18 protein-coding genes are annotated in these 17331 nt (G+C 71.4%); 9 read left to right on the top strand and 9 right to left on the bottom strand.

From position 1 onward, the window contains the following. Position 1 precedes the first annotated feature (1 nt). Positions 2 to 970 (top strand): LysR family transcriptional regulator, encoded by a 969-nt coding sequence (locus BY998_RS13975; protein ID WP_110352226.1) that lies wholly within the window; start codon positions 2 to 4, stop codon positions 968 to 970. A gap of 239 nt (positions 971 to 1209) precedes the next feature. Here BY998_RS13975 and BY998_RS13970 read toward each other — a convergent pair whose 3' ends face one another. The 3 genes from BY998_RS13970 to fdxA form a co-directional block, all read right to left on the bottom strand. Beyond that, a complete protein-coding gene (locus BY998_RS13970; protein WP_110352225.1) occupies positions 1210 to 2082 on the bottom strand; it encodes an RNA polymerase factor sigma-32 in 873 nt (290 codons plus the stop codon). 279 nt (positions 2083 to 2361) lie between these two features. Next, positions 2362 to 2955: a CarD family transcriptional regulator gene (locus BY998_RS13965; RefSeq protein WP_110352224.1), complete on the bottom strand. Its 594-nt coding sequence runs from the start codon at positions 2953 to 2955 to the stop codon at positions 2362 to 2364. Positions 2956 to 3420: 465 nt separating this feature from the next. Further along, the gene (gene fdxA, locus BY998_RS13960) at positions 3421 to 3759 is read right to left on the bottom strand and encodes a ferredoxin FdxA (protein WP_110352223.1); all 339 of its coding nucleotides are present in this window, start codon (positions 3757 to 3759) and stop codon (positions 3421 to 3423) included. 548 nt (positions 3760 to 4307) lie between these two features. Here fdxA and BY998_RS13955 point away from each other — a divergent pair. From BY998_RS13955 to greA, 3 genes are all read left to right on the top strand, one after another. Further along, positions 4308 to 4907: a hypothetical protein gene (locus BY998_RS13955; protein WP_110352222.1), complete on the top strand. Its 600-nt coding sequence runs from the start codon at positions 4308 to 4310 to the stop codon at positions 4905 to 4907. Positions 4908 to 4997: 90 nt separating this feature from the next. Beyond that, complete coding sequence (locus BY998_RS13950) at positions 4998 to 5984, top strand: MDR family oxidoreductase (RefSeq protein WP_110352221.1); 987 nt, start codon at positions 4998 to 5000, stop codon at positions 5982 to 5984. 54 nt (positions 5985 to 6038) lie between these two features. Next, a complete protein-coding gene (greA, locus tag BY998_RS13945) occupies positions 6039 to 6500 on the top strand; it encodes a transcription elongation factor GreA (RefSeq protein WP_110352220.1) in 462 nt (153 codons plus the stop codon). A 126-nt stretch (positions 6501 to 6626) separates the two neighbouring features. Here greA and BY998_RS13940 read toward each other — a convergent pair whose 3' ends face one another. The 5 genes from BY998_RS13940 to BY998_RS13920 all read right to left on the bottom strand — a co-directional run bounded on the left by BY998_RS13940 (position 6627) and on the right by BY998_RS13920 (position 10974). After that, positions 6627 to 7571 carry a ribose-phosphate pyrophosphokinase gene (locus BY998_RS13940; RefSeq protein ID WP_110352219.1) on the bottom strand — a complete coding sequence of 315 codons (945 nt, stop codon included), beginning with the start codon at positions 7569 to 7571 and terminating at the stop codon, positions 6627 to 6629. A 151-nt stretch (positions 7572 to 7722) separates the two neighbouring features. Further along, positions 7723 to 7950: a DUF4170 domain-containing protein gene (locus tag BY998_RS13935; protein ID WP_017484292.1), complete on the bottom strand. Its 228-nt coding sequence runs from the start codon at positions 7948 to 7950 to the stop codon at positions 7723 to 7725. A gap of 189 nt (positions 7951 to 8139) precedes the next feature. Then, positions 8140 to 9714, bottom strand: coding sequence for an exodeoxyribonuclease VII large subunit (gene xseA, locus BY998_RS13930; RefSeq protein WP_110352218.1), 1575 nt, complete (start codon positions 9712 to 9714; stop codon positions 8140 to 8142). Between the two features lie 211 nt (positions 9715 to 9925). Next, positions 9926 to 10060, bottom strand: a complete 135-nt coding sequence (locus BY998_RS25055; RefSeq protein WP_280952910.1) for a hypothetical protein — start codon at positions 10058 to 10060, stop codon at positions 9926 to 9928. Between the two features lie 176 nt (positions 10061 to 10236). Next, positions 10237 to 10974, bottom strand: a complete 738-nt coding sequence (locus BY998_RS13920; RefSeq protein ID WP_110352216.1) for a hypothetical protein — start codon at positions 10972 to 10974, stop codon at positions 10237 to 10239. Positions 10975 to 11069: 95 nt separating this feature from the next. Between BY998_RS13920 and purD the strand changes: the two genes are divergently transcribed. The 3 genes from purD (at position 11070) to BY998_RS13905 (ending at position 13613) form a co-directional block, all read left to right on the top strand. Beyond that, positions 11070 to 12362 carry a phosphoribosylamine--glycine ligase gene (gene purD, locus BY998_RS13915; RefSeq protein ID WP_110352215.1) on the top strand — a complete coding sequence of 431 codons (1293 nt, stop codon included), beginning with the start codon at positions 11070 to 11072 and terminating at the stop codon, positions 12360 to 12362. Beyond that, on the top strand, positions 12362 to 12805 hold the full coding sequence (locus BY998_RS13910) for a nucleoside deaminase (RefSeq protein ID WP_110352214.1): 444 nt from the start codon (positions 12362 to 12364) through the stop codon (positions 12803 to 12805). Before purD ends, BY998_RS13910 begins: the two co-directional genes overlap by 1 nt. Positions 12806 to 12911: 106 nt before the next feature. Further along, the gene (locus tag BY998_RS13905; RefSeq protein WP_110352213.1) at positions 12912 to 13613 is read left to right on the top strand and encodes an SDR family oxidoreductase; all 702 of its coding nucleotides are present in this window, start codon (positions 12912 to 12914) and stop codon (positions 13611 to 13613) included. Between the two features lie 4 nt (positions 13614 to 13617). On the opposite strand, the gene BY998_RS13900 is transcribed toward BY998_RS13905, so the two are convergent. Continuing rightward, on the bottom strand, positions 13618 to 14535 hold the full coding sequence (locus BY998_RS13900) for an alpha/beta hydrolase (RefSeq protein ID WP_110352212.1): 918 nt from the start codon (positions 14533 to 14535) through the stop codon (positions 13618 to 13620). Between the two features lie 272 nt (positions 14536 to 14807). On the opposite strand from BY998_RS13900, the gene BY998_RS13895 reads away from it, so the two are divergent. Continuing rightward, positions 14808 to 16904, top strand: a complete 2097-nt coding sequence (locus BY998_RS13895) for an EAL domain-containing protein (RefSeq protein ID WP_110352211.1) — start codon at positions 14808 to 14810, stop codon at positions 16902 to 16904. Positions 16905 to 17023: 119 nt separating this feature from the next. Then, positions 17024 to 17227 carry a CsbD family protein gene (locus tag BY998_RS13890; RefSeq protein WP_110352210.1) on the top strand — a complete coding sequence of 68 codons (204 nt, stop codon included), beginning with the start codon at positions 17024 to 17026 and terminating at the stop codon, positions 17225 to 17227. Positions 17228 to 17331: the final 104 nt, after the last annotated feature.

Here is a 17331-nt window from a genome sequence, read left to right as displayed (position 1 = left end):
AATGCCGCATCCTCAACTGCTGCGCGACATGGCGCTTTTCGTCGAAGTCGCTCGGCGCAAGAGCTTCAGCCAGGCGGCAGCTGCCCTCGGCATGCCGATCTCTTCCCTGTCGCGCCGAATTACGATGTTCGAGGCCACGGTCGGCCTGCGGCTTCTCGATCGCACGACCCGCAAGCTGGCGCTGACCTCCTACGGCGAGGCCTATCTCGCCCAGGTGTCGCGGCTCGTGGACGAGGCCCAGCGGACCTTCGACGACATGATGGCCGTGGCCAAGGGGCCGAGCGGGTTCCTTAAGATCGCCGCACCGCCGGATTTTTGGGTACTGCGCCATCTCTCGGGCGTGATCACGGAGTTTTCCGCCCTCCACGAGCACATCCACGTCCACGTCGATCTGAAGCCCGCTCCGGTCGATCTCGTGGGCGACAACTACGATCTCGCCGTGGCCATCGAGGAGCCGCGCGAGACGTCGCTGATCGTGCGCAAGGTGGCCGAGGTCGAGAACGGCATCTTCGGCGCGCCGGCCTATCTCGCCGAGCGCGGCGCGCCGGGGGCGCCGCTCGATCTCGAGGCGCATCAGGTCATCGTGCCGGCCCAGGGCACCTCCGCCAACTGGGCCCTCACCCGTGGCAGCGAGACCGTCGCCATCACCGTGGCAGGCCCCCTCTCCTGCAACTCGCTGAGCCTCGCCCGGCGCTTCGCGGTGGCCGGACAAGGCCTGACCCGGGCCAACGTCATCAGCGTCGACAGCGATGTCTCCACGGGCCGCCTGCAGCGCGTCCTGCCGGATTGGAGCCTGCCCCCGACGCCGGTCTACTTCGTCACGACCTCGCGCCTGCTGCCCGCCAAGGCCCGCAGCTTCATCGATTTCGCGACGAAGCGGCTCGCCACCGTACTCGCCGCCGCCTCGGGTAACCCGCGGTCGGGCGGAGGCACGCCGCGCCGCGTCGGGCAGAACGCCCTTTCGTCTTGAAAAGAAAAAGGGCGGGCCCCGCGGACCCGCCCTGTCGCCCATCCTCTGAGGCGTCGGAGCCCCTTCGATGTGAGGGCTGGCCTAGCGACCGTCTTGAGCGCGGTTCCCGCTGCGTCTTCCGGATCTGATCCTTATCTCTCGGAAACGCCTCCAGGGACCACACAGCCGGCTGGAACGCCTTTCGACGCTCCCCTCCGTTCCCATGCCTCAGGATGCGAGACTTGGCCGATAGGTGGGCCTCAGGCGTAGACGCTGCTCGGCGCCTGGGGGAACTTTTCCGCCAGGGCGCGGCGCAGCTTCTCCAGAGCACGGTTCTCGATCTGGCGGACGCGCTCCTTCGAGATGCCGAGGCGGTGGCCCAGTGCTTCCAGGGTTGCCTGATCCTCCGCCAGCCGCCGCTCGCGCAGGATGCGCAGCTCGCGCTCCGACAGGACGGTGAGCGCTTGGCGCAGCCAGACGAGTCGCCGCTCGCCGTCGACGAGCGCGGAGACCGTCTCGTCGGGCAGGGCCGCATCGTCGACCAGGAAGTCCATCCGCTCGGAGGACGCCTCGCTCTCCTCGCCCACGGGCGCATTCAGCGACATGTCGGGGCCGGACAGGCGCGCATCCATCAGCGCCACGTCCTCGCGGGACACGCCGATGGCGGTGGCGATCCGGCCGTGGATCTCGGAGCCGACCTGCTCCTCAGTCGATTGCATGAGGCGGGCGCGCAGGCGGCGCAGATTGAAGAACAGGGCCTTCTGGGCCGAACTCGTCCCGCCGCGCACGATCGACCAGTTGCGCAGGATGTAGTCCTGGATCGAGGCGCGGATCCACCACGTGGCGTAGGTGGAGAAGCGCACGTCGCGCTCCGGCTCGAAGCGGGCGGCGGCCTCCATCAGGCCGACATGCCCCTCCTGCACGAGGTCAGCCATCGGCAGGCCGTAATGCCGGAAGCGGCCGGCGAGCGCGATCACAAGGCGCATATGCGCGGAGATCAACCGGTGAAGGGCGCGCTCGTTGCGCTCCTCCTTCCAGGCCACCGCCAGTCCCCGCTCTTCGTCCCTCGCAAGGAAGGGCGCCTCCATCGCTGTCCGAATGAACTGACGCCGCATCCCCGCGATCTCTGCCATCCCCGCCTCTCTCGTTCGAGCGTTCTTGGTTCGAGCGTTGTCGGATCCGACCGCATGGGTCTCGCTGGCCGGCAGCGCGCCGGGCCGGACCATGGGTCAAGCCATCCGTGGCAGAGGCACAACACATCCGTGCGACGCTGGTTCCCTGCGGGCGCGTGGCGCCGGGGACGAAAGGATCAAGAGGTCATCCACAGCGCATGAAAAAAGGGCCCGGCGCGGTGCCGGGCCCTTTGAGCTGCGATCACGCGTCCCGCAGGGGAGACGTGGGTGGTTCCCGCCTCAGGCGGCCTCTTCCTGCACGTCGTCGTCGCCCTCGGCATCCGCCTCGGCTTCCGCTTCGCCCTTCGCGCGGCGCGGCGACTTGGCGAGGCTCTGCTCGATCAGCTTGAGCGCCTCGGTCTCGGTGATCTTGTTCACCGAGGAGATCTCGCGCACGACGCGGTCGAGGGCGGCCTCGTAGAGCTGGCGCTCGCTGTAGGACTGCTCGGGCTGGGCCTCGGAGCGGAACAGGTCGCGCACCACCTCGGTGACCGAGATCAGGTCGCCGGAATTGATCTTGGCCTCGTATTCCTGGGCGCGGCGCGACCACATCGTCCGCTTGACGCGGGCGCGGCCGGTCAGCACGTCGAGCGCCTTCTTGACGAGTTCGGGCTCGGCGAGCTTGCGCATGCCGACGCTGTTGGCCTTCGCGGTGGGCACGCGCAGGACCATCTTGTCCTTCTCGAACGAGACGACGAACAGCTCGAGCTTGTAGCCCGCGATCTCCTGCTCCTCGATCGCGGTGATCCGCCCGACGCCGTGCGCCGGATACACGACCGCCTCGCCGGTCTTGAAGCCTTGGCGGCCTGCCGTCGTCTTCTTGGCTGTGGTCATGCGGAATGAGCCTCCACTGTCATCCACGCGGGTCGAACGCCCGCGCTCGTCACTTCCGGGGCGGGACACCCGGCGCATGCCCCTGTTCGGCGGCGCGTCGCGAGACGCCGGCCGGTTCCCGGGCTCTTGCGTTGCTCCCACCACACGAAAGAACGCGCCGGGAGCAAAATGCTTCCGGCGGTCGATCGCAGCCAACCTCGTTTCCAGGAAGATGGAACCCGCCTTGCGAGCGGGAGGAGGGAGCGCATCGGGCGTGAGCGACGGCAGACCCTCATGTAACACAAACGGGCCGGCAAATCAAAGGATTGCCGGCGCGCAAGCGCTTCCCCGCATGGGAGGATCGTCGGTTTCGCACGGCTCCGCACAGCCCCGGCCGCCGGTTGCCGGGAGGCGGCTGCAAGAGGTGGGCGGAGCGCCCTGGCGCGCTCCTGCGGCTCCGATGGCGATGCTGCGCGAGCGCGGCGATCAGTCGCCGGAGCCGGGATTGGGCGAGAAATGCGCCTCCAGCTTGCCGCTCACCCCGTCCCACTCCTTGGCGTCGCCGGGGGCGTCCTTCTTCTGGGTGATGTTGGGCCAGGACTTGGCGTAGTCCGCGTTGAGCTTCAGCCAGCTCTCGAGATTGCCCTCGGTGTCGGGCTTGATCGCCTCGGCAGGGCATTCCGGCTCGCACACGCCGCAATCGATGCACTCGTCGGGATGGATGACGAGCATGTTCTCGCCCTCGTAGAAACAATCCACGGGGCACACCTCGACGCAGTCCATGTACTTGCACTTGATGCAGTTGTCGGTGACGACGTAGGTCATGGGCCGTTCGGTCCTTAAGATCCGCTTGCCTTGGCGGGATCGGGCGCGCCTCTGGCCGGCCCGCCACCCGCCTTAGGGCGCCTCACGAAGCCTCCGATGGACCGGGGGCGCCCCGCGCCGCCCCGAACGGGCGGCGGGAGTTCTCGTGAGGGATACCGACTTGCGGATGCGATCCCCTCGCGCGGCGGTGTCATGCCAGCCGGGCGCCGCCACCGCCCGATTTGGAAGCGCTCTAGCCCTTGGCCGGTGGGCTGACAAGCGTGCCGTCCCACCTGCGCGCCCGCATCCTGCGGGCAGGGCCTTTCCGGCCACAGGCGGCCGGCCGCCCGCCCACTTTCCGGTCCGGGCCTCGACAATCGAGCGACCGTGTTCAGCTCTGCGTAGTCTTAGTCATTGGTTAATTTTACTGTCTTCGACAATCGAGCTTGTCGGGAGAGCAACCTTCGCGGCTATCTGCACGTCGAAAGGTGCGTCGTTTGCGTCCCGTGTCGGTCGGGCGGCGCTCCGAGATCGTGTTTCGAAGCCGCGTCGAGTTCCGAGGTTTTCCAATGGCCGCCCCCGCCCTGCGCCCGCGTTTCCTGCTCCTGTCGCTCGCCGCTGCGACCGCGCTCCCGGCCCTCGCCGCACCCGCGCTGGCGGGCGGCGGCTGCGTGAGCGCCGAATGCTACCGCCGCGTCACCACGCCGCCGGTGTTCGACACCGTCTCCGAACGCGTGCTGGTGCAGCCGCCGCGCACGGTCTACCGCACGACGCCGCCGGTCTACGACACGGTGTCCGAGCAGGTGCTGGTCGCCCCGGGCGGCCGGCGCTGGGAGACCCGCGTCGATGCCTACGGGCAGCTCGTCGGCTGCTGGGTGACCACGCCGCCCCGTTACGCCGTGCAGACCCGGCGCGTGCTGGTGCGCCCGCCGGAGACGATCCCGCACACCCTGCCGCCGGTCTACGCCACGACGCAGCGCCGGGTGCTGGTGCAGCCCGCCCGCACCGCCTGGGTGCCGGCCGCCGCGCCCGCCTACGCCTCCGGCGCCGGGTACGGCCCTCTCGGCATCGGTTCCATTCCCGATGCCTTCGGCATTGCCGGCGCCTCCTCGGCGGATGTGGCGGTGGGCCTCGGCTTCTCGCGCGGCAGCATCTACGACGGATACTGAGCCTCTTGCCCGCCCGGCGGCCGGTGCGGCCTTGAATCGGGGCCGCGCCGCCGTAGCTCCCTCCCGGTCTCAAGACGGGAGGAGCGGCTCATGGCGGCGTTCAAGGCCTGGGTGATCGAGAAGGCCGAATCCGGTCAGACGCTGTCCCTGCGCGACTTCGACGGGGCCGACCTGATGGACGGCGACGTCACGGTGCGGGTCAGCCATTCGGGCCTGAACTACAAGGACGGGCTCGCCATGACCGGCCGCATGCCGGTGGTGCGCCGCTTCCCCATGATCCCCGGGATCGACTTCGCCGGCACCGTCGAAGCCTCGGATCATCCCGAGTATCGCCCCGGCGACGCCGTCGTGCTCACCGGCTGGGGCGTCGGCGAGACGCATCTCGGCGGGCTGGCCGAGCGCGCCCGCGTGCGTGGCGATTGGCTGGTGCCCCTGCCCGAGGGCCTGAGCCCCGCCGAGGCCATGGCGATCGGCACCGCGGGCTACACGGCGATGCTCTCGGTGCTCGCCCTGGAGCGGCACGGCCTGACGCCGGAGGCCGGTCCGGCCCTGGTGACGGGCGCCTCCGGCGGTGTCGGCTCGGTGGCGGTGGCGCTCCTCAAGCGCGCCGGCTGGCACGTGATCGCCGCGACCGGTCGCGGCGACGAGGCCGATTACCTCAAGAGCCTCGGCGCCGCCGAGATCCTCGAGCGCGAGGCGCTCTCGGGCGAGCCGCGGCCGTTGGCCAAGGAGCGCTGGGCCGCCGGCATCGACGCGGTCGGCGGCAAGGTGCTCGCCAACGCCCTCGCGATGACGAAGGGGGGCGGCGCCATCGCCGCCTGCGGCAATGCCGGGGGCATGGACCTGCCCTCGTCGGTGGCGCCCTTCATCCTGCGCGGCGTCGCGCTGCTCGGCATCAACAGCGTGACGACTCCGCAGGCGCCGCGCCGGGAGGCTTGGGCCCGGCTCGCCCGCGATCTCGACCGCGATCTCCTGAAGCGGATGACCGCGACGGTTCCGCTGGCCGAGGCGGGCGGCCTCGCCGAACGGCTGCTCGAGGGCCGGGTGCGGGGCCGCACGGTCGTCGCGATCACCTGAGCCCGGTGGGGCGTTTCCGGGAACCGGGATGCCGGCTTGAGCATTCCGGCTCTCATGAGCAGAGCATTCGTTCGTGAACCCGAGGGTGGCGAGGCCTTCGAAGACCTTCCCGATCGCCCCATCTCGTCCCAGCCCAACTTCGTGACGCCGGAAGGGCTCGCGCAGATCGAGGCCGAGGTGACGCGGCTGGAGCGCGAGCTGGCCGGGGTCTCGCCCGAGGACAAGGCCGACCACACCCGACTGTCGCGCGACCTGCGCTATTGGAGCGCGCGGAAGAATTCGGCCCAGCTCGTGGAGGCGGTCGCGGGCGACACGGTGCATTTCGGCTCGACCGTGACCGTGCTGCGCGAGGACGACACCCGCCAGACCTTCCGCATCGTCGGCGAGGACGAGGCCGACCCGCATGCCGGGTCGATCTCCTACGTGGCGCCGCTCGCCCGGGCGCTCACGGGCAAGAGCGTCGGCGACACCGTCACGGTGAACGAGCACGCGTTCGAGATCGCGGAGATCCGCTGAGCGAACGTCGGAGGTTTCGAAAGGACAAGTCCTTTCGCGGGTCCAGGGCGGCGCCCTGGGAAGAGGGCCGGAGTTCCACCCCGGCGCCCCGCCAAAGGAATGATCCTCTGGGAACCCGCGATCGGCTCAGGTGAACAGGCTGGACACGCTCGACTCGGTCGCCGTGCGTCCGATCGCCTCGCCGAGCAGCGGCGCGATCGAGATCACGCGGATGTTGCGGGCGAGCTTCACGGCTTGGGTCGGGAGGATGGAGTCGGTGATGACCAGCTCTTTCATCCGCGAGGCGGCGATGCGCGAGACCGCGCCGCCCGACAGCACCCCGTGGGTGATATAGGCGGAGACTTCCTTGGCGCCCGCGTTGAGCAAGGCTTCGGCCGCGTTCACCAGCGTGCCGCCGGAATCGACGATGTCGTCCACGAGGATGCAGGACTGGCCCTCGACGTCGCCGATGATGTTCATCACCTCCGACTCGCCTGCCCGCTCGCGGCGCTTGTCGACGATGGCCAGCGACGCGTCGATGCGCTTGGCGAGCGCCCGGGCGCGCACCACGCCGCCCACGTCCGGCGAAACCACCATGCGCTCGCCCGGCGCCAAGCGCTCCTTGATGTCGCGCACCATCACGGGCGCGGCGAACAGGTTGTCGGTGGGGATGTCGAAGAAGCCCTGGATCTGCCCGGCGTGGAGATCCAGCGTCAGCACCCGGTCGGCGCCGGCCTCGGTGATGAGGTTGCAGACAAGCTTGGCCGAGATCGGCGTGCGGCCCGAGGTGCGCCGGTCCTGCCGGGCATAGCCGAAATAGGGAATCACCGCCGTGATGCGCCGCGCCGACGACCGACGCGCCGCGTCGATCATGATCAGCAGCTCCATCAGGTGGTCGTTGGCCGGGAACGAGGTCGACTGGACGATGAAGACGTCCTCGCCGCGCACGTTTTCCTGCAACTCGACGAAGATTTCCATGTCGGCGAAGCGCCGGACCATGCAACTCGCGAGCGGCAGTTCGAGGTAGGCGGCAATCGATTCCGCGAGCGGGCGGCTGGCATTGCCAGCGATGATCTTGATGGACGACGTCATGCCGGGCGTCTCTCGGCTCTTTTCTCAGTCAATCGCGGGACGCACGCGAAACAACACGTCCGAGACCGCACACGCATCCGGCCGCGCGGCTCATACCAGCGGGGGAAGGCCGTCACAATGGTTTCATCGGACGAGCCCTGCCGCGGACCGCTCACGGTTCGAGCAGGCGGTGGAGATGGACGATGAAGTAGCGGGTCTGGGCGCTGTCGACGGTGGCCTGCGCCTTGGAGCGCCACGCGGTCTGGGCCGAGGCGTAGTCGGGGAAGATGCCGACGATGTCGAGATCCTTGATGTCCCGGAAGCGCACGCCGGACACGTCCTCCAGCTCGCCGCCGAACACGAGGTGGAGCTTCTGGTCCGAATCGATCGTCGTGGTCACGCGCCTCTCCTGCGGATGAAAGGACCGGCCTGTCGCCCCCGCAGGCACGAGCCGTGCCGCTCGGTCGCAGAGGTAACGGGGCGGGTCAAGCCGCCCTGGCGCAGGGAGGGGGCGATGCGGGGGCGTGGCGGACCGGACTTGCCCGAGCGGACGTCGCCGACCGGGCTTCACCGACTGGACTCGGCCCGATCAGAACAGCGAACCCTGGCGCGCGGCGGGCTCGGGCGCCGTCTTCTTCTCGGGCGTCGTCTCCTTGGGCTTCGGTGCGGCCTCCGACGCGGCCCGGCGGGGGGCGCGCTTCGGGCGCGGCGGCGAGGGCGGGGCGTCGGCCAGGGGAGCGGCCGGCGCGTCCTCGGGGCGCGCGAAGACCGCGCCGTCGGAAAATTGCAGCTGCAGCCGGGCGGATTGGGCGGCGGCGTCGGCCGAGCGCACCGGCTGGCCGTCGGCGTCGCGCACGAGTGCGTAGCCGCGGGCGAGCACGGCCTTGTAGCTCAGCGCCCCGAGCAGGCCGGTGAGCGCCCCGAGCCGGTCGCGGCGGCGCTCGACCGCGCGGGCCATGGCCGTGCGCGGGCGATGGTCGATCGCGGCGAGGCGCGCGCGCGCCTCGGCCAGCGCGATGGCCGGCGAGCGCCGGGTGAGCCGGTCGGCGATCCGGCTCAGGCGCTCGCGGGAATCGCGGGCATTGGCGGCGAGCGCCGGGCGCAGGCGCGCGTCGGCGAGGTCGAGGCGCTGGCGCTTGGCGGCGAGGAAGGCGTCGGCGCCGGGGATCGCCCGCACCAGCGCACGGAAATCCGAGCGCTCGCGTTCGATCCGCCGCAGCATCGTGCCCGCCTGCCGGGCGCCGAGATCGTGGACCTGGGCGGCGAGTTCGGCCCGCACCGGAACCGCCATCTCGGCCGCGCCCGTGGGCGTGGGCGCGCGGCGGTCGGAGGCGAAGTCGATCAGCGTCGTGTCGGTCTCGTGGCCGACCGCCGAGATCAGCGGGATCTCGGACTCGGCGGCGGCGCGCACCACCGCCTCTTCGTTGAAGGCCCAGAGATCCTCGATCGAGCCGCCGCCGCGGGCGACGATCAGCACGTCCGGCCGGGGGATCGAGCCACCGGGCGCGAGCGCGTTGAACCCCCGGATCGCGGCGGCGATCTCCTCGGCCGCCCCCTCCCCCTGCACCCGCACCGGCCAGACCAGCACGGGGCGGGGAAAGCGGTCCTCCAGCCGGTGGAGGATGTCGCGGATCACCGCGCCGGTCGGCGAGGTGACGACGCCGATCACCCGCGGCAGGAACGGGATCGGCCGTTTCCGGTCCGCCTCGAACAGCCCTTCGGCCGCGAGCTGGCGCTTGCGCTCCTCCAGCAACGCCATCCAGGCGCCGATGCCGGCGGGCTCCATCGAGTCGATCACGATCTGGTAGGAGGATTTCCCGGCAAACGTCGTGATCTTGCCGGTGGCGACGACCTCCAACCCTTCCTTGGGCTTCTGGCGCAGGCGCCCGAGCACGCCCTTCCAGACCACCGCATCGATCTTGGCCGAGCCGTCCTTGAGCGAGAAATAGGCGTGACCCGAGCCGTGCGGCCCGCGATAGCCCGAGATCTCGCCGCGCAGGCGCACATGCCCGAAGGCATCTTCCAGGGTTCGCTTGAGGGCGGCGGCCAGATCGCCGACCGACCATTCGGGCGCGTTGGCCTGGAGCAGCGCCGAGGGCGCCGGCTCCCCCGGCGGCGGAGGCGGCGGCACGGCGGACGGGCGCGGCGGGGGCACGAGCGGCATGGGGCCGGACGCTACGGGAAAGGGCCGGAGCGGGTAAAGGGCGCCCGGAGCATCGGCTGGGGAAGAGGCCGGAGGTGTGGCGCCTATGCCGAGCACTTCGTCCCGCGCGGGAGCGCACCCGGCCCGCGCGGGAACGCACCCGGACTGCAACCGCGCGCCAAAGCGCGCCGGCTGGGGCGTATTATGAGGGGTGGTGCGAGAAGGCCGACGATCAGATCAGGCGCGTGAGGATCAGCGCCGCCATCACCGCTGGTGCGGCAGCCGCGACGGCCCAGGGCCAGACGGGGATGAGGCGGGAGCGGCGATTGTCGTTGGCCGCCCGCGGGCCGGGGCGGCGGCGGACCACGTAATTCGACAGTCGTACGCCCGGTTGCTCGCGCTGCGGGCGAGGAGAGAAGGCGATCGAGTGGCGACAGATCGGCATGGCAGACGACAACAGGCGAGCCCGGCCAACCGTTCCGCCCCGGAGGCGGCAAGAAACGCAATTTCACGCACGGCGCCGCGCGGTCGGAGACGATCCTCTCACCACAGCGAGAATTCGGTGGCGAAATCGGTGGTCCGCAGCGGGCATTTCGGCGCGGGGCAGGGCTCGGCCGGGACGGCGGCGAGCACCCCGTCCGCCCCCGCCTCGAAGCGCAGGCGCACCGGAGGGTCGTCCTCCTTGGCGTAGGCGAGCCGCACCTCGAAGCGCACGGCATCGTAGGCCTTGCGGTCGGCGTAGACGATGACGTCGCGGGAGACGGATTCGCCCGGATTGAGGTCGGAGGGCTCGCTCGGAAGCGGCGTCGCCCCGGAGAACAGCAGGCCCTGGCGCAGGATCGGCGTCCCGCCGCTCTCCCGCGTGTAGTCGCGGGCGACATCGAGGCTCGCCGTGCCGGTGAGCGCGGCGCGGAAGGCCGCCTCCCGTTCCGCGGCCCGCGCCGCCTCGTCCGCGCCGGGCTCGGCGAAGCGGGTGCGGATGCCGATCGCGGTGTAGGTGAGCCCGAGCACGCGCACCCCCGCTTGGCCGACATTGGTGCGCGTCACCGTCGAGCGGATCGCCACCCGGTCGCCCCGCTCGCCGACCCGGGCGAGGTCGGTCTTCACCGAGACCGAGGGCGGGGCGAGCCCCGGCTTGATCCGCGCCTCGTAGACGAAGGTGTAGACGCCCCAGGCCCCTGCCCCGAGGATCGCCAGCGTCTGCACCAGGGTGTTGGCGCCCTCCAGGCCGAGGCGGCGCCGCTTCTCCGGCGGCTTGTCCGATGGCGTCTGCGGGCTCATGCTGGGGCTTCTCCCGGTCCGATTCCGGCCGAAGCGGGCCGGCCGATGCGAAACACCCTTTTCCCGGCCGGCGTTTTTTGGGAAGGGGTCGCGTCATGACCGAGCCCCTTTCCATCCTGCTCATCGGCTCCGGCGGGCGCGAGCACGCGCTGGCCTGGGCCATCGCGAAGTCGCCGCTCTGCGGCAAGCTCTTCATCGCGCCGGGCAATCCCGGCACGGCGCAGCACGGCGAGAACCGGCCGGAGCTGCCGGTCTCCGACCACGCGGCCGTCGTCGCCTTCTGCCGGGCGGAAAACATCGGCCTCGTGGTGGTGGGGCCGGAGGCGCCGCTGGTGGCGGGCCTGGTCGACGATCTCACGGCGGCCGGCATCCCGGCCTTCGGCCCGACGCGGGCCGCGGCGCAGCTCGAGGGCTCGAAGGGCTTCACCAAGGATCTGTGCGCCGAGCACGACATCCCCACCGCCGCCTTCGCCCGCTTCACGGCGCTCGAGCCGGCGCTGGCCTATCTGCGCGAGCGGGCTGCGCCGATCGTGGTCAAGGCCGACGGGCTCGCGGCGGGCAAGGGCGTGACGGTGGCCGAGAGCCTGCCCGAGGCCGAGGCCGCGGTGCGGGCGATCCTCGACGGGAGCGAGGGCGGCGCCCTCGTCATCGAGGAATGCCTGTTCGGCGAGGAGGCGAGCTTCTTCGCGCTCTGCGACGGCACCCGGGCGATCCCGATCGGCACGGCGCAGGACCACAAGCGCGTCCATGACGGCGACCGCGGACCCAACACCGGCGGCATGGGCGCCTACTCGCCGGCCTCCATCGTCACGCCGGAGATCGCGGCAGAGGTGATGACCCGCATCATCGCACCGACGCTGAAGGGCATGGCGGCCCGCGGCACGCCGTTCGCCGGCATCCTCTATGCCGGGTTGATGCTGACGGCGGAGGGGCCGAAGCTCATCGAGTACAACACCCGCTTCGGCGATCCCGAGGCGCAGGTGCTGATGCCGCGCCTGACCGGCGACCTCGTGCCGGCGCTGCTGGCGGCAGCCAGGGGCGATCTCTCCGGCGTCGCCATCGGCTTCGACGATGCCCGCGCGGCGCTCGCCGTGGTGATGGCGGCGCAGGGCTATCCCGGTCCGGTCACCCGCGGCAGCGAGATCCGCGGCACCGAGAGCGCCGGGGACGATACGGTCGTCGTCTTCCACGCCGGCACCCGCCGGGAGGGCGCGCGCCTGCTCGCCGATGGCGGCCGGGTGCTCGCCGTCACCGCCCTTGGGGCAAGCGTGCGGGAGGCGCAGGAGCGCGCCTACGCGGCGGTCGCGCGGATCGACTGGCCGGAAGGCTTTTTCCGCAGCGACATCGGCAGCCGCGAGGTCGCCCGGGAGGCGGCTTCGGGCGATTGATGGCCGACCCGTTCGACCTCGCCTTCGCCGCCGCCCGTGAGGCCGCGGCGCTCGGCGAGGTGCCGGTCGGCGCGGTGGTGGTGCGCGACCGCGCGGTTCTGGGCGTGGCCGGCAACCGGCCCCGGGCGCTGCACGATCCCACGGCCCATGCGGAGATCCTGGCGATCCGCGAAGCCTGCGCCCGGCTCGGCGACGAGCGGCTGACCGACTGCGACCTCTACGTGACGCTGGAGCCCTGCCCGATGTGCGCGGGCGCGATCTCCTTCGCCCGCATCCGGCGGCTCTACTACGCGGCCTCCGACCCCAAGGGCGGCGGGGTCGAGCACGGCCCCCGCGTGTTCAACCAGCCGACCTGCCACCACGCGCCGGAGGTCTATTCGGGCTTTCGCGAGCGCGAGGCGGCGGGGCTGTTGCGGGAATTTTTCGCGCAGCGGCGGGGCTGAGCCGCCGGCCCCCTCCCCCGCGGAGGCGACGATGGACCGGCCGAACCGCGGCCCCGCCCGGCGCGTTCGGACCTTGTCCCGCGACATCCCGACGGAGCCCCGCCCCATGGTCCCGACCTACCAGCGCGCCCTGATCGTCGGCGCCGGCCCGGGCCTGAGCGCCTCCCTGGCGCGGCTGTTCGCGGCGGAGGGGCTCCGGGTCGGGCTCGCCGCGCGCCACACCGACAAGCTCGCCGATCTCGCCCGGGAGACGGGTGCGGCCCTGCATGCCTGCGACGCCACCGATCCAAGCGCGGTCGAGGCCTTGTTCCCCCGGCTCGAGCCGGCGCTCGGGGGCTCGCCCGACGTCGTGGTCTACAATGCCAGCGGCCGGTTGCGCGGCGCCACCGTCGATCTCGACCCCGAGGCGGTAGCCCGCTCGCTCGCGGTCTCGGCCTATGGCGGCTTCCTCGTGGCCCAGGCCGCGGCGCGCCGCATGCTCCCCCACCGCCACGGGGCGATGCTGTTCACCGGCGCCTCGGCCAGCGTGAAGGGGTTTGCGGGCTCGGCCCCCTTCGCGATGGGCAAGTTCGCCCTGCGGGGCCTTGCCCAGAGCCTCGCCCGCGAGCTGCAGCCGCAGGGCATCCACGTGGCCCACATCGTCATCGACGGCGCCATCCGCTCCGCCGCCCGGCCCGATCCGGAGGGGCGCCCCGACGCCAGCCTCGACCCGGACGCCATCGCGCAAAGCTACCTCGCCCTCCTGCGCCAGGATCGCAGCGCCTGGAGCGACGAGATCGCCCTGCGGCCCTGGGTGGAGACGTTCTGACCGGTCACGCCCCCAGAAACGCCCGCAGCGCCTGAAGCGTGGCCTCCGGCGCTTCCTCGGCCATGAAGTGGCCGGAGTTGATCGAGACGCCGTCCGCCCGCGGTGCGAAGGTCCGGCGCCAGACCGCGAGCGCGGGCTCCGGCTTGTCCCGGTCGAGGTAATGCGTGCTTGCGAGCACCCGCACCGGCATGTCCAGGGTACGCCCCGCGGCGAGGTCTTCGCGGTCGGCGGCGCGGTCGGGCCCGTCGGGGCCCCCGGCCCGGTAGTCCTCGCAGAAGGCGTGGATGCGCTCGGGCACGTTCCAGGTCTGGCGGTAGAGCGTCAGCGCGCGCGGGTCGAAGGGAGAGAGGTCGCCCGCGGCGTTCCAGCCGCGCAGCAGCCCCTCGAAATAGGCGTCCGGGTTGCGGCCGATCACGCTCTCCGGCTCCGGGGCCGGGCCGGCCAGGAAGGGCCAGTGCGGGTTGGCGCCGGGCTTGGCCTCGATGCGGGTCCACTGCACCTCGGTCGGCACGATGTCGAGGATGGCGAGGCGCTCGACCCGGCCGGGCGCGTCGAGCGCCAGGCGGTAGCCGACCCGGGCGCCGCGGTCGTGTCCGGCGAGCGCGAAGCGGACATGGCCGAGCCGCTCCATCACCGCGACGATCTCCGCCCCGACCTGCCGCTTGGCGTAGGCGTTGCTGCCGCTCCCGGAATCCGGGGCGGCCGACCAGCCGTAGCCCTTCAGGTCGAGGGCGATCACCCGGTGCGTCTCGGCCAGCGTCGGGGCCAGCCGGTGCCACATCGCGTGGCTCTGCGGGAAGCCGTGCAGGAGGAGGAGCGGCGGCGCCCCCGCCGGCCCCCCCGCCCGGCCGAACCAGCGGCCTGCCGGCCCCTCGATCCAGAGCGGCTCGAAGCCCGGAAACAGGTCGTCGCCCTCGGCCATCCGCTCGCCTCCCCGACATGTCGCCCGGTCTGTCGCCCGGTCTGTCGCTGCACGATGCTGCCCCGGTCGGTCGCCGGAGGCAACGGCTCGGGCCGGCGATGGCTCCGGGCCGGCTTCGCAAGGAGGCGCTGCCGAGCTTCAGCCAAGGTGGGATCGGTCCTTTGTCTTGGGGTCATCGCGATTGATCGGAATTCGATCATGCTGCTCAAGTCGTGGGCAGGGCGAAATATTTACAATTCCGCGTGAGGTTGAGTCGAGCCTGCGGTGACGACATGCCCCTGAACGACCTCGAAGAATTTGCACGAATCGCGTTCGACTGGCTCTGGGCCACCGACACCGAGGACCGCTTCAGCTATCTCTCCGTCGGCGCCGAGCGGTTGCTGGGCCGCGAGCCGGAGGAGATGATCGGCTTTCCGCGCGCGGCCTTCGCCGGCGAGGAGGATGCGGACACCCTCGCCGCCTACCGCGAGGCGCTGGCCGCCCGGCGCCCGTTCCGCGAGGTGACCTACGTCTACCGCCACCCCGACGGCGCGCCGCGCTGGTTCGAGATCAGCGGCCGGCCGCATATCTCGCCCGAGGGCGAGTTCCTGGGCTATCGCGGCTTCGGCAGCGACGTCAGCGAGCAGCACCGTACCCGCCTCGCCCTCGTCGCGGCCCATGCCCGGCTCAGCGAGCAGAACCGGCTCTTCGATGCGGCCCTGGAGAACATGAGCCAGGGCCTGTGCCTGTTCGATGCGGAGCAGCGGCTGCTGGTGTGGAACCGGCGCTACCGGGAGATCTTCGATCTGCCGGAAGACGCGCTTCGCGTCGGCATGAGCCAGCGGGACGTGATCGCCTCGCTGGTGGCGCTCAAGCGCTACAAGCCTGGGGCGACGGTCGATTCGGTGAGCGAGAGCACCCGCACCTCGCTCACCGCCGACGGGCCGAAGGCGGTGCTGCGCGAACTGGCCGACGGGCGCGTCGTCGCCGTCATGCACCGCCCGATGGAGGGTGGCGGCTGGGTCTCGACCTTCGAGGACATCACCGAGCGGCGGCGCACCGAGGCGCAGATCGTCCACATGGCCCGCCACGACGGCCTGACCGACCTGCCCAACCGCACTTGTCTGCGGGAGATCGGCACGGAGCTGATCGAGATGCTGCCCGCGAGCGGGGAGGCCTGCCTCGCCGTGCTCTGCCTCGACCTCGACCGCTTCAAGCCGATCAACGACAGCTTCGGCCACGCGGTGGGCGACAGCCTGCTGCGGGCGGTGGCCGACCGGCTGCGCGCGCATGTGCGCGGACGCGACCTGGTGGCCCGGCTGGGCGGCGACGAGTTCGCGGTGCTCTACCGCGTCGAGGACGCCGCCGGAGCCGCGGCCCTGGCGCAGCGCCTGATCGGCGTCATCAGCGCGCCCTATCGCCTCGACGGGCTCACCGTGGAGATCGGCATGAGCGTCGGCATCGCGCTGGCCGCGGCCGGGGCGGGCGAGATCGAGCGCCTGCTCAAGGAGGCCGACATGGCCCTCTACGAGGCGAAGGCGGACGGGCGCGGCACGTTCCGCCTGTTCGAGCCGCAGATGGACGAGACCGCGCGCGAGCGGCTTGGGCTCGAGCGCGAGCTGCGCGAGGCGCTGGCCCAGGACCGCTTCGAGCTGCATTACCAGCCCCTCGTCGACCTCTCCGCCAACCGCATCACGGGCATGGAGGCGCTGGTGCGCTGGCGCCATCCCGAGCGCGGCCTCGTGAGCCCGGCGGTGTTCATCCCGCTGGCCGAGGAGACCGGGCTGATCGTGCCGCTGGGCGAGTGGGTGCTGGGGCAGGCCTGCCGCGACGCCGCCGACTGGCCGGCCGACATCAGCGTCGCCGTCAACGTCTCGCCGCTGCAGCTGCGCCACCGGGGCTTTGCCCAGAGCGTGCTGACCGCGCTCGCGGTCAGCGGCCTCAAGGCGACGCGGCTGGAACTGGAGATCACCGAGAGCGTGCTGCTCGAGGACACCGAGACGAACCTGGAGACGCTCCACAGCCTGCGCCGGCTCGGGGTGCGCATCTCCATGGACGATTTCGGTACGGGCTACTCCTCGATCAGCTACCTGCGCCGCTTCCCCTTCGACAAGATCAAGATCGACCGCTCCTTCGTGCGCGATTGCGCCGCCCAGTCGGAGGCCGGGGCGATCATCCGCGCCATCGTGAGCCTCGGGGCGAGCCTCGGCATCACGACGCTGGTCGAGGGCGTCGAGACCGAGCCGCAACTCGCCGCCGTCCGGGCCGAGGGCGCGCGGGAGGTGCAGGGCTTCCTGTTCAGCCCGCCCCGGCCCGCCCACGAGATCGCCGCGATGCTCGAGGCCGACGCGCGGGACGGCAAGGCGCCGCGACGGACCTTGGCGGCCTGAGCCTGCCGCCCCCGCCCTCCGGGGCCGGAATGTTAAAGGGCGGAACATGCGGCCCGAGGCGACCGTTGCTCTCTCAGCCCCCGCCTTCGAGCGGGCATCACGGAACGGGAGAAAACGCCATGTCCAGCACGACCGACAAGGTGAAGGGCCTCGCCAACGAGGCGGCCGGCAACGTCAAGCAGGGCCTCGGCAAGGCGACCGACAACGAGAAGATGCAGGCCGAGGGCAAGGCCCAGGAGCTCAAGGGCGAGGGCCAGCAGGTGAAGGGCGACGTCAAGAAGACGGCGGGCGATGCCGCCGATGCGGTCAAGGGCAAGGTCTGAGGCACGGTCTGACACGAGCGGTCCGAGGCCCGGGGTCCGACCCCTCGGCTCGGAACGCTTTGCGGGCGACGGCGATTTTCAGCGCTGTCGAGGGGAACGATCCG

Origin of the sequence: Methylobacterium sp. B4 (assembly GCF_003201865.1) — a bacterium.
Lineage (GTDB): Bacteria > Pseudomonadota > Alphaproteobacteria > Rhizobiales > Beijerinckiaceae > Methylobacterium.
The sequence above is the reverse complement of the archived record's forward strand: the minus strand, read 5'-3'. Positions and strand labels throughout refer to the sequence as shown.

Coding starts and splice junctions, on each gene's coding strand:
- BY998_RS13975 (WP_110352226.1), top strand. CDS start 2: ATGCCGCATCCTCAACTGCTGCGCGACATGGCGCTTTTCGTCGAAGTC.
- BY998_RS13970 (WP_110352225.1), bottom strand. CDS start 2,082: ATGGCAGAGATCGCGGGGATGCGGCGTCAGTTCATTCGGACAGCGATG.
- BY998_RS13965 (WP_110352224.1), bottom strand. CDS start 2,955: ATGACCACAGCCAAGAAGACGACGGCAGGCCGCCAAGGCTTCAAGACC.
- fdxA (WP_110352223.1), bottom strand. CDS start 3,759: ATGACCTACGTCGTCACCGACAACTGCATCAAGTGCAAGTACATGGAC.
- BY998_RS13955 (WP_110352222.1), top strand. CDS start 4,308: ATGGCCGCCCCCGCCCTGCGCCCGCGTTTCCTGCTCCTGTCGCTCGCC.
- BY998_RS13950 (WP_110352221.1), top strand. CDS start 4,998: ATGGCGGCGTTCAAGGCCTGGGTGATCGAGAAGGCCGAATCCGGTCAG.
- greA (WP_110352220.1), top strand. CDS start 6,039: ATGAGCAGAGCATTCGTTCGTGAACCCGAGGGTGGCGAGGCCTTCGAA.
- BY998_RS13940 (WP_110352219.1), bottom strand. CDS start 7,571: ATGACGTCGTCCATCAAGATCATCGCTGGCAATGCCAGCCGCCCGCTC.
- xseA (WP_110352218.1), bottom strand. CDS start 9,714: ATGCCGCTCGTGCCCCCGCCGCGCCCGTCCGCCGTGCCGCCGCCTCCG.
- BY998_RS13920 (WP_110352216.1), bottom strand. CDS start 10,974: ATGAGCCCGCAGACGCCATCGGACAAGCCGCCGGAGAAGCGGCGCCGC.
- purD (WP_110352215.1), top strand. CDS start 11,070: ATGACCGAGCCCCTTTCCATCCTGCTCATCGGCTCCGGCGGGCGCGAG.
- BY998_RS13910 (WP_110352214.1), top strand. CDS start 12,362: ATGGCCGACCCGTTCGACCTCGCCTTCGCCGCCGCCCGTGAGGCCGCG.
- BY998_RS13905 (WP_110352213.1), top strand. CDS start 12,912: ATGGTCCCGACCTACCAGCGCGCCCTGATCGTCGGCGCCGGCCCGGGC.
- BY998_RS13900 (WP_110352212.1), bottom strand. CDS start 14,535: ATGGCCGAGGGCGACGACCTGTTTCCGGGCTTCGAGCCGCTCTGGATC.
- BY998_RS13895 (WP_110352211.1), top strand. CDS start 14,808: ATGCCCCTGAACGACCTCGAAGAATTTGCACGAATCGCGTTCGACTGG.
- BY998_RS13890 (WP_110352210.1), top strand. CDS start 17,024: ATGTCCAGCACGACCGACAAGGTGAAGGGCCTCGCCAACGAGGCGGCC.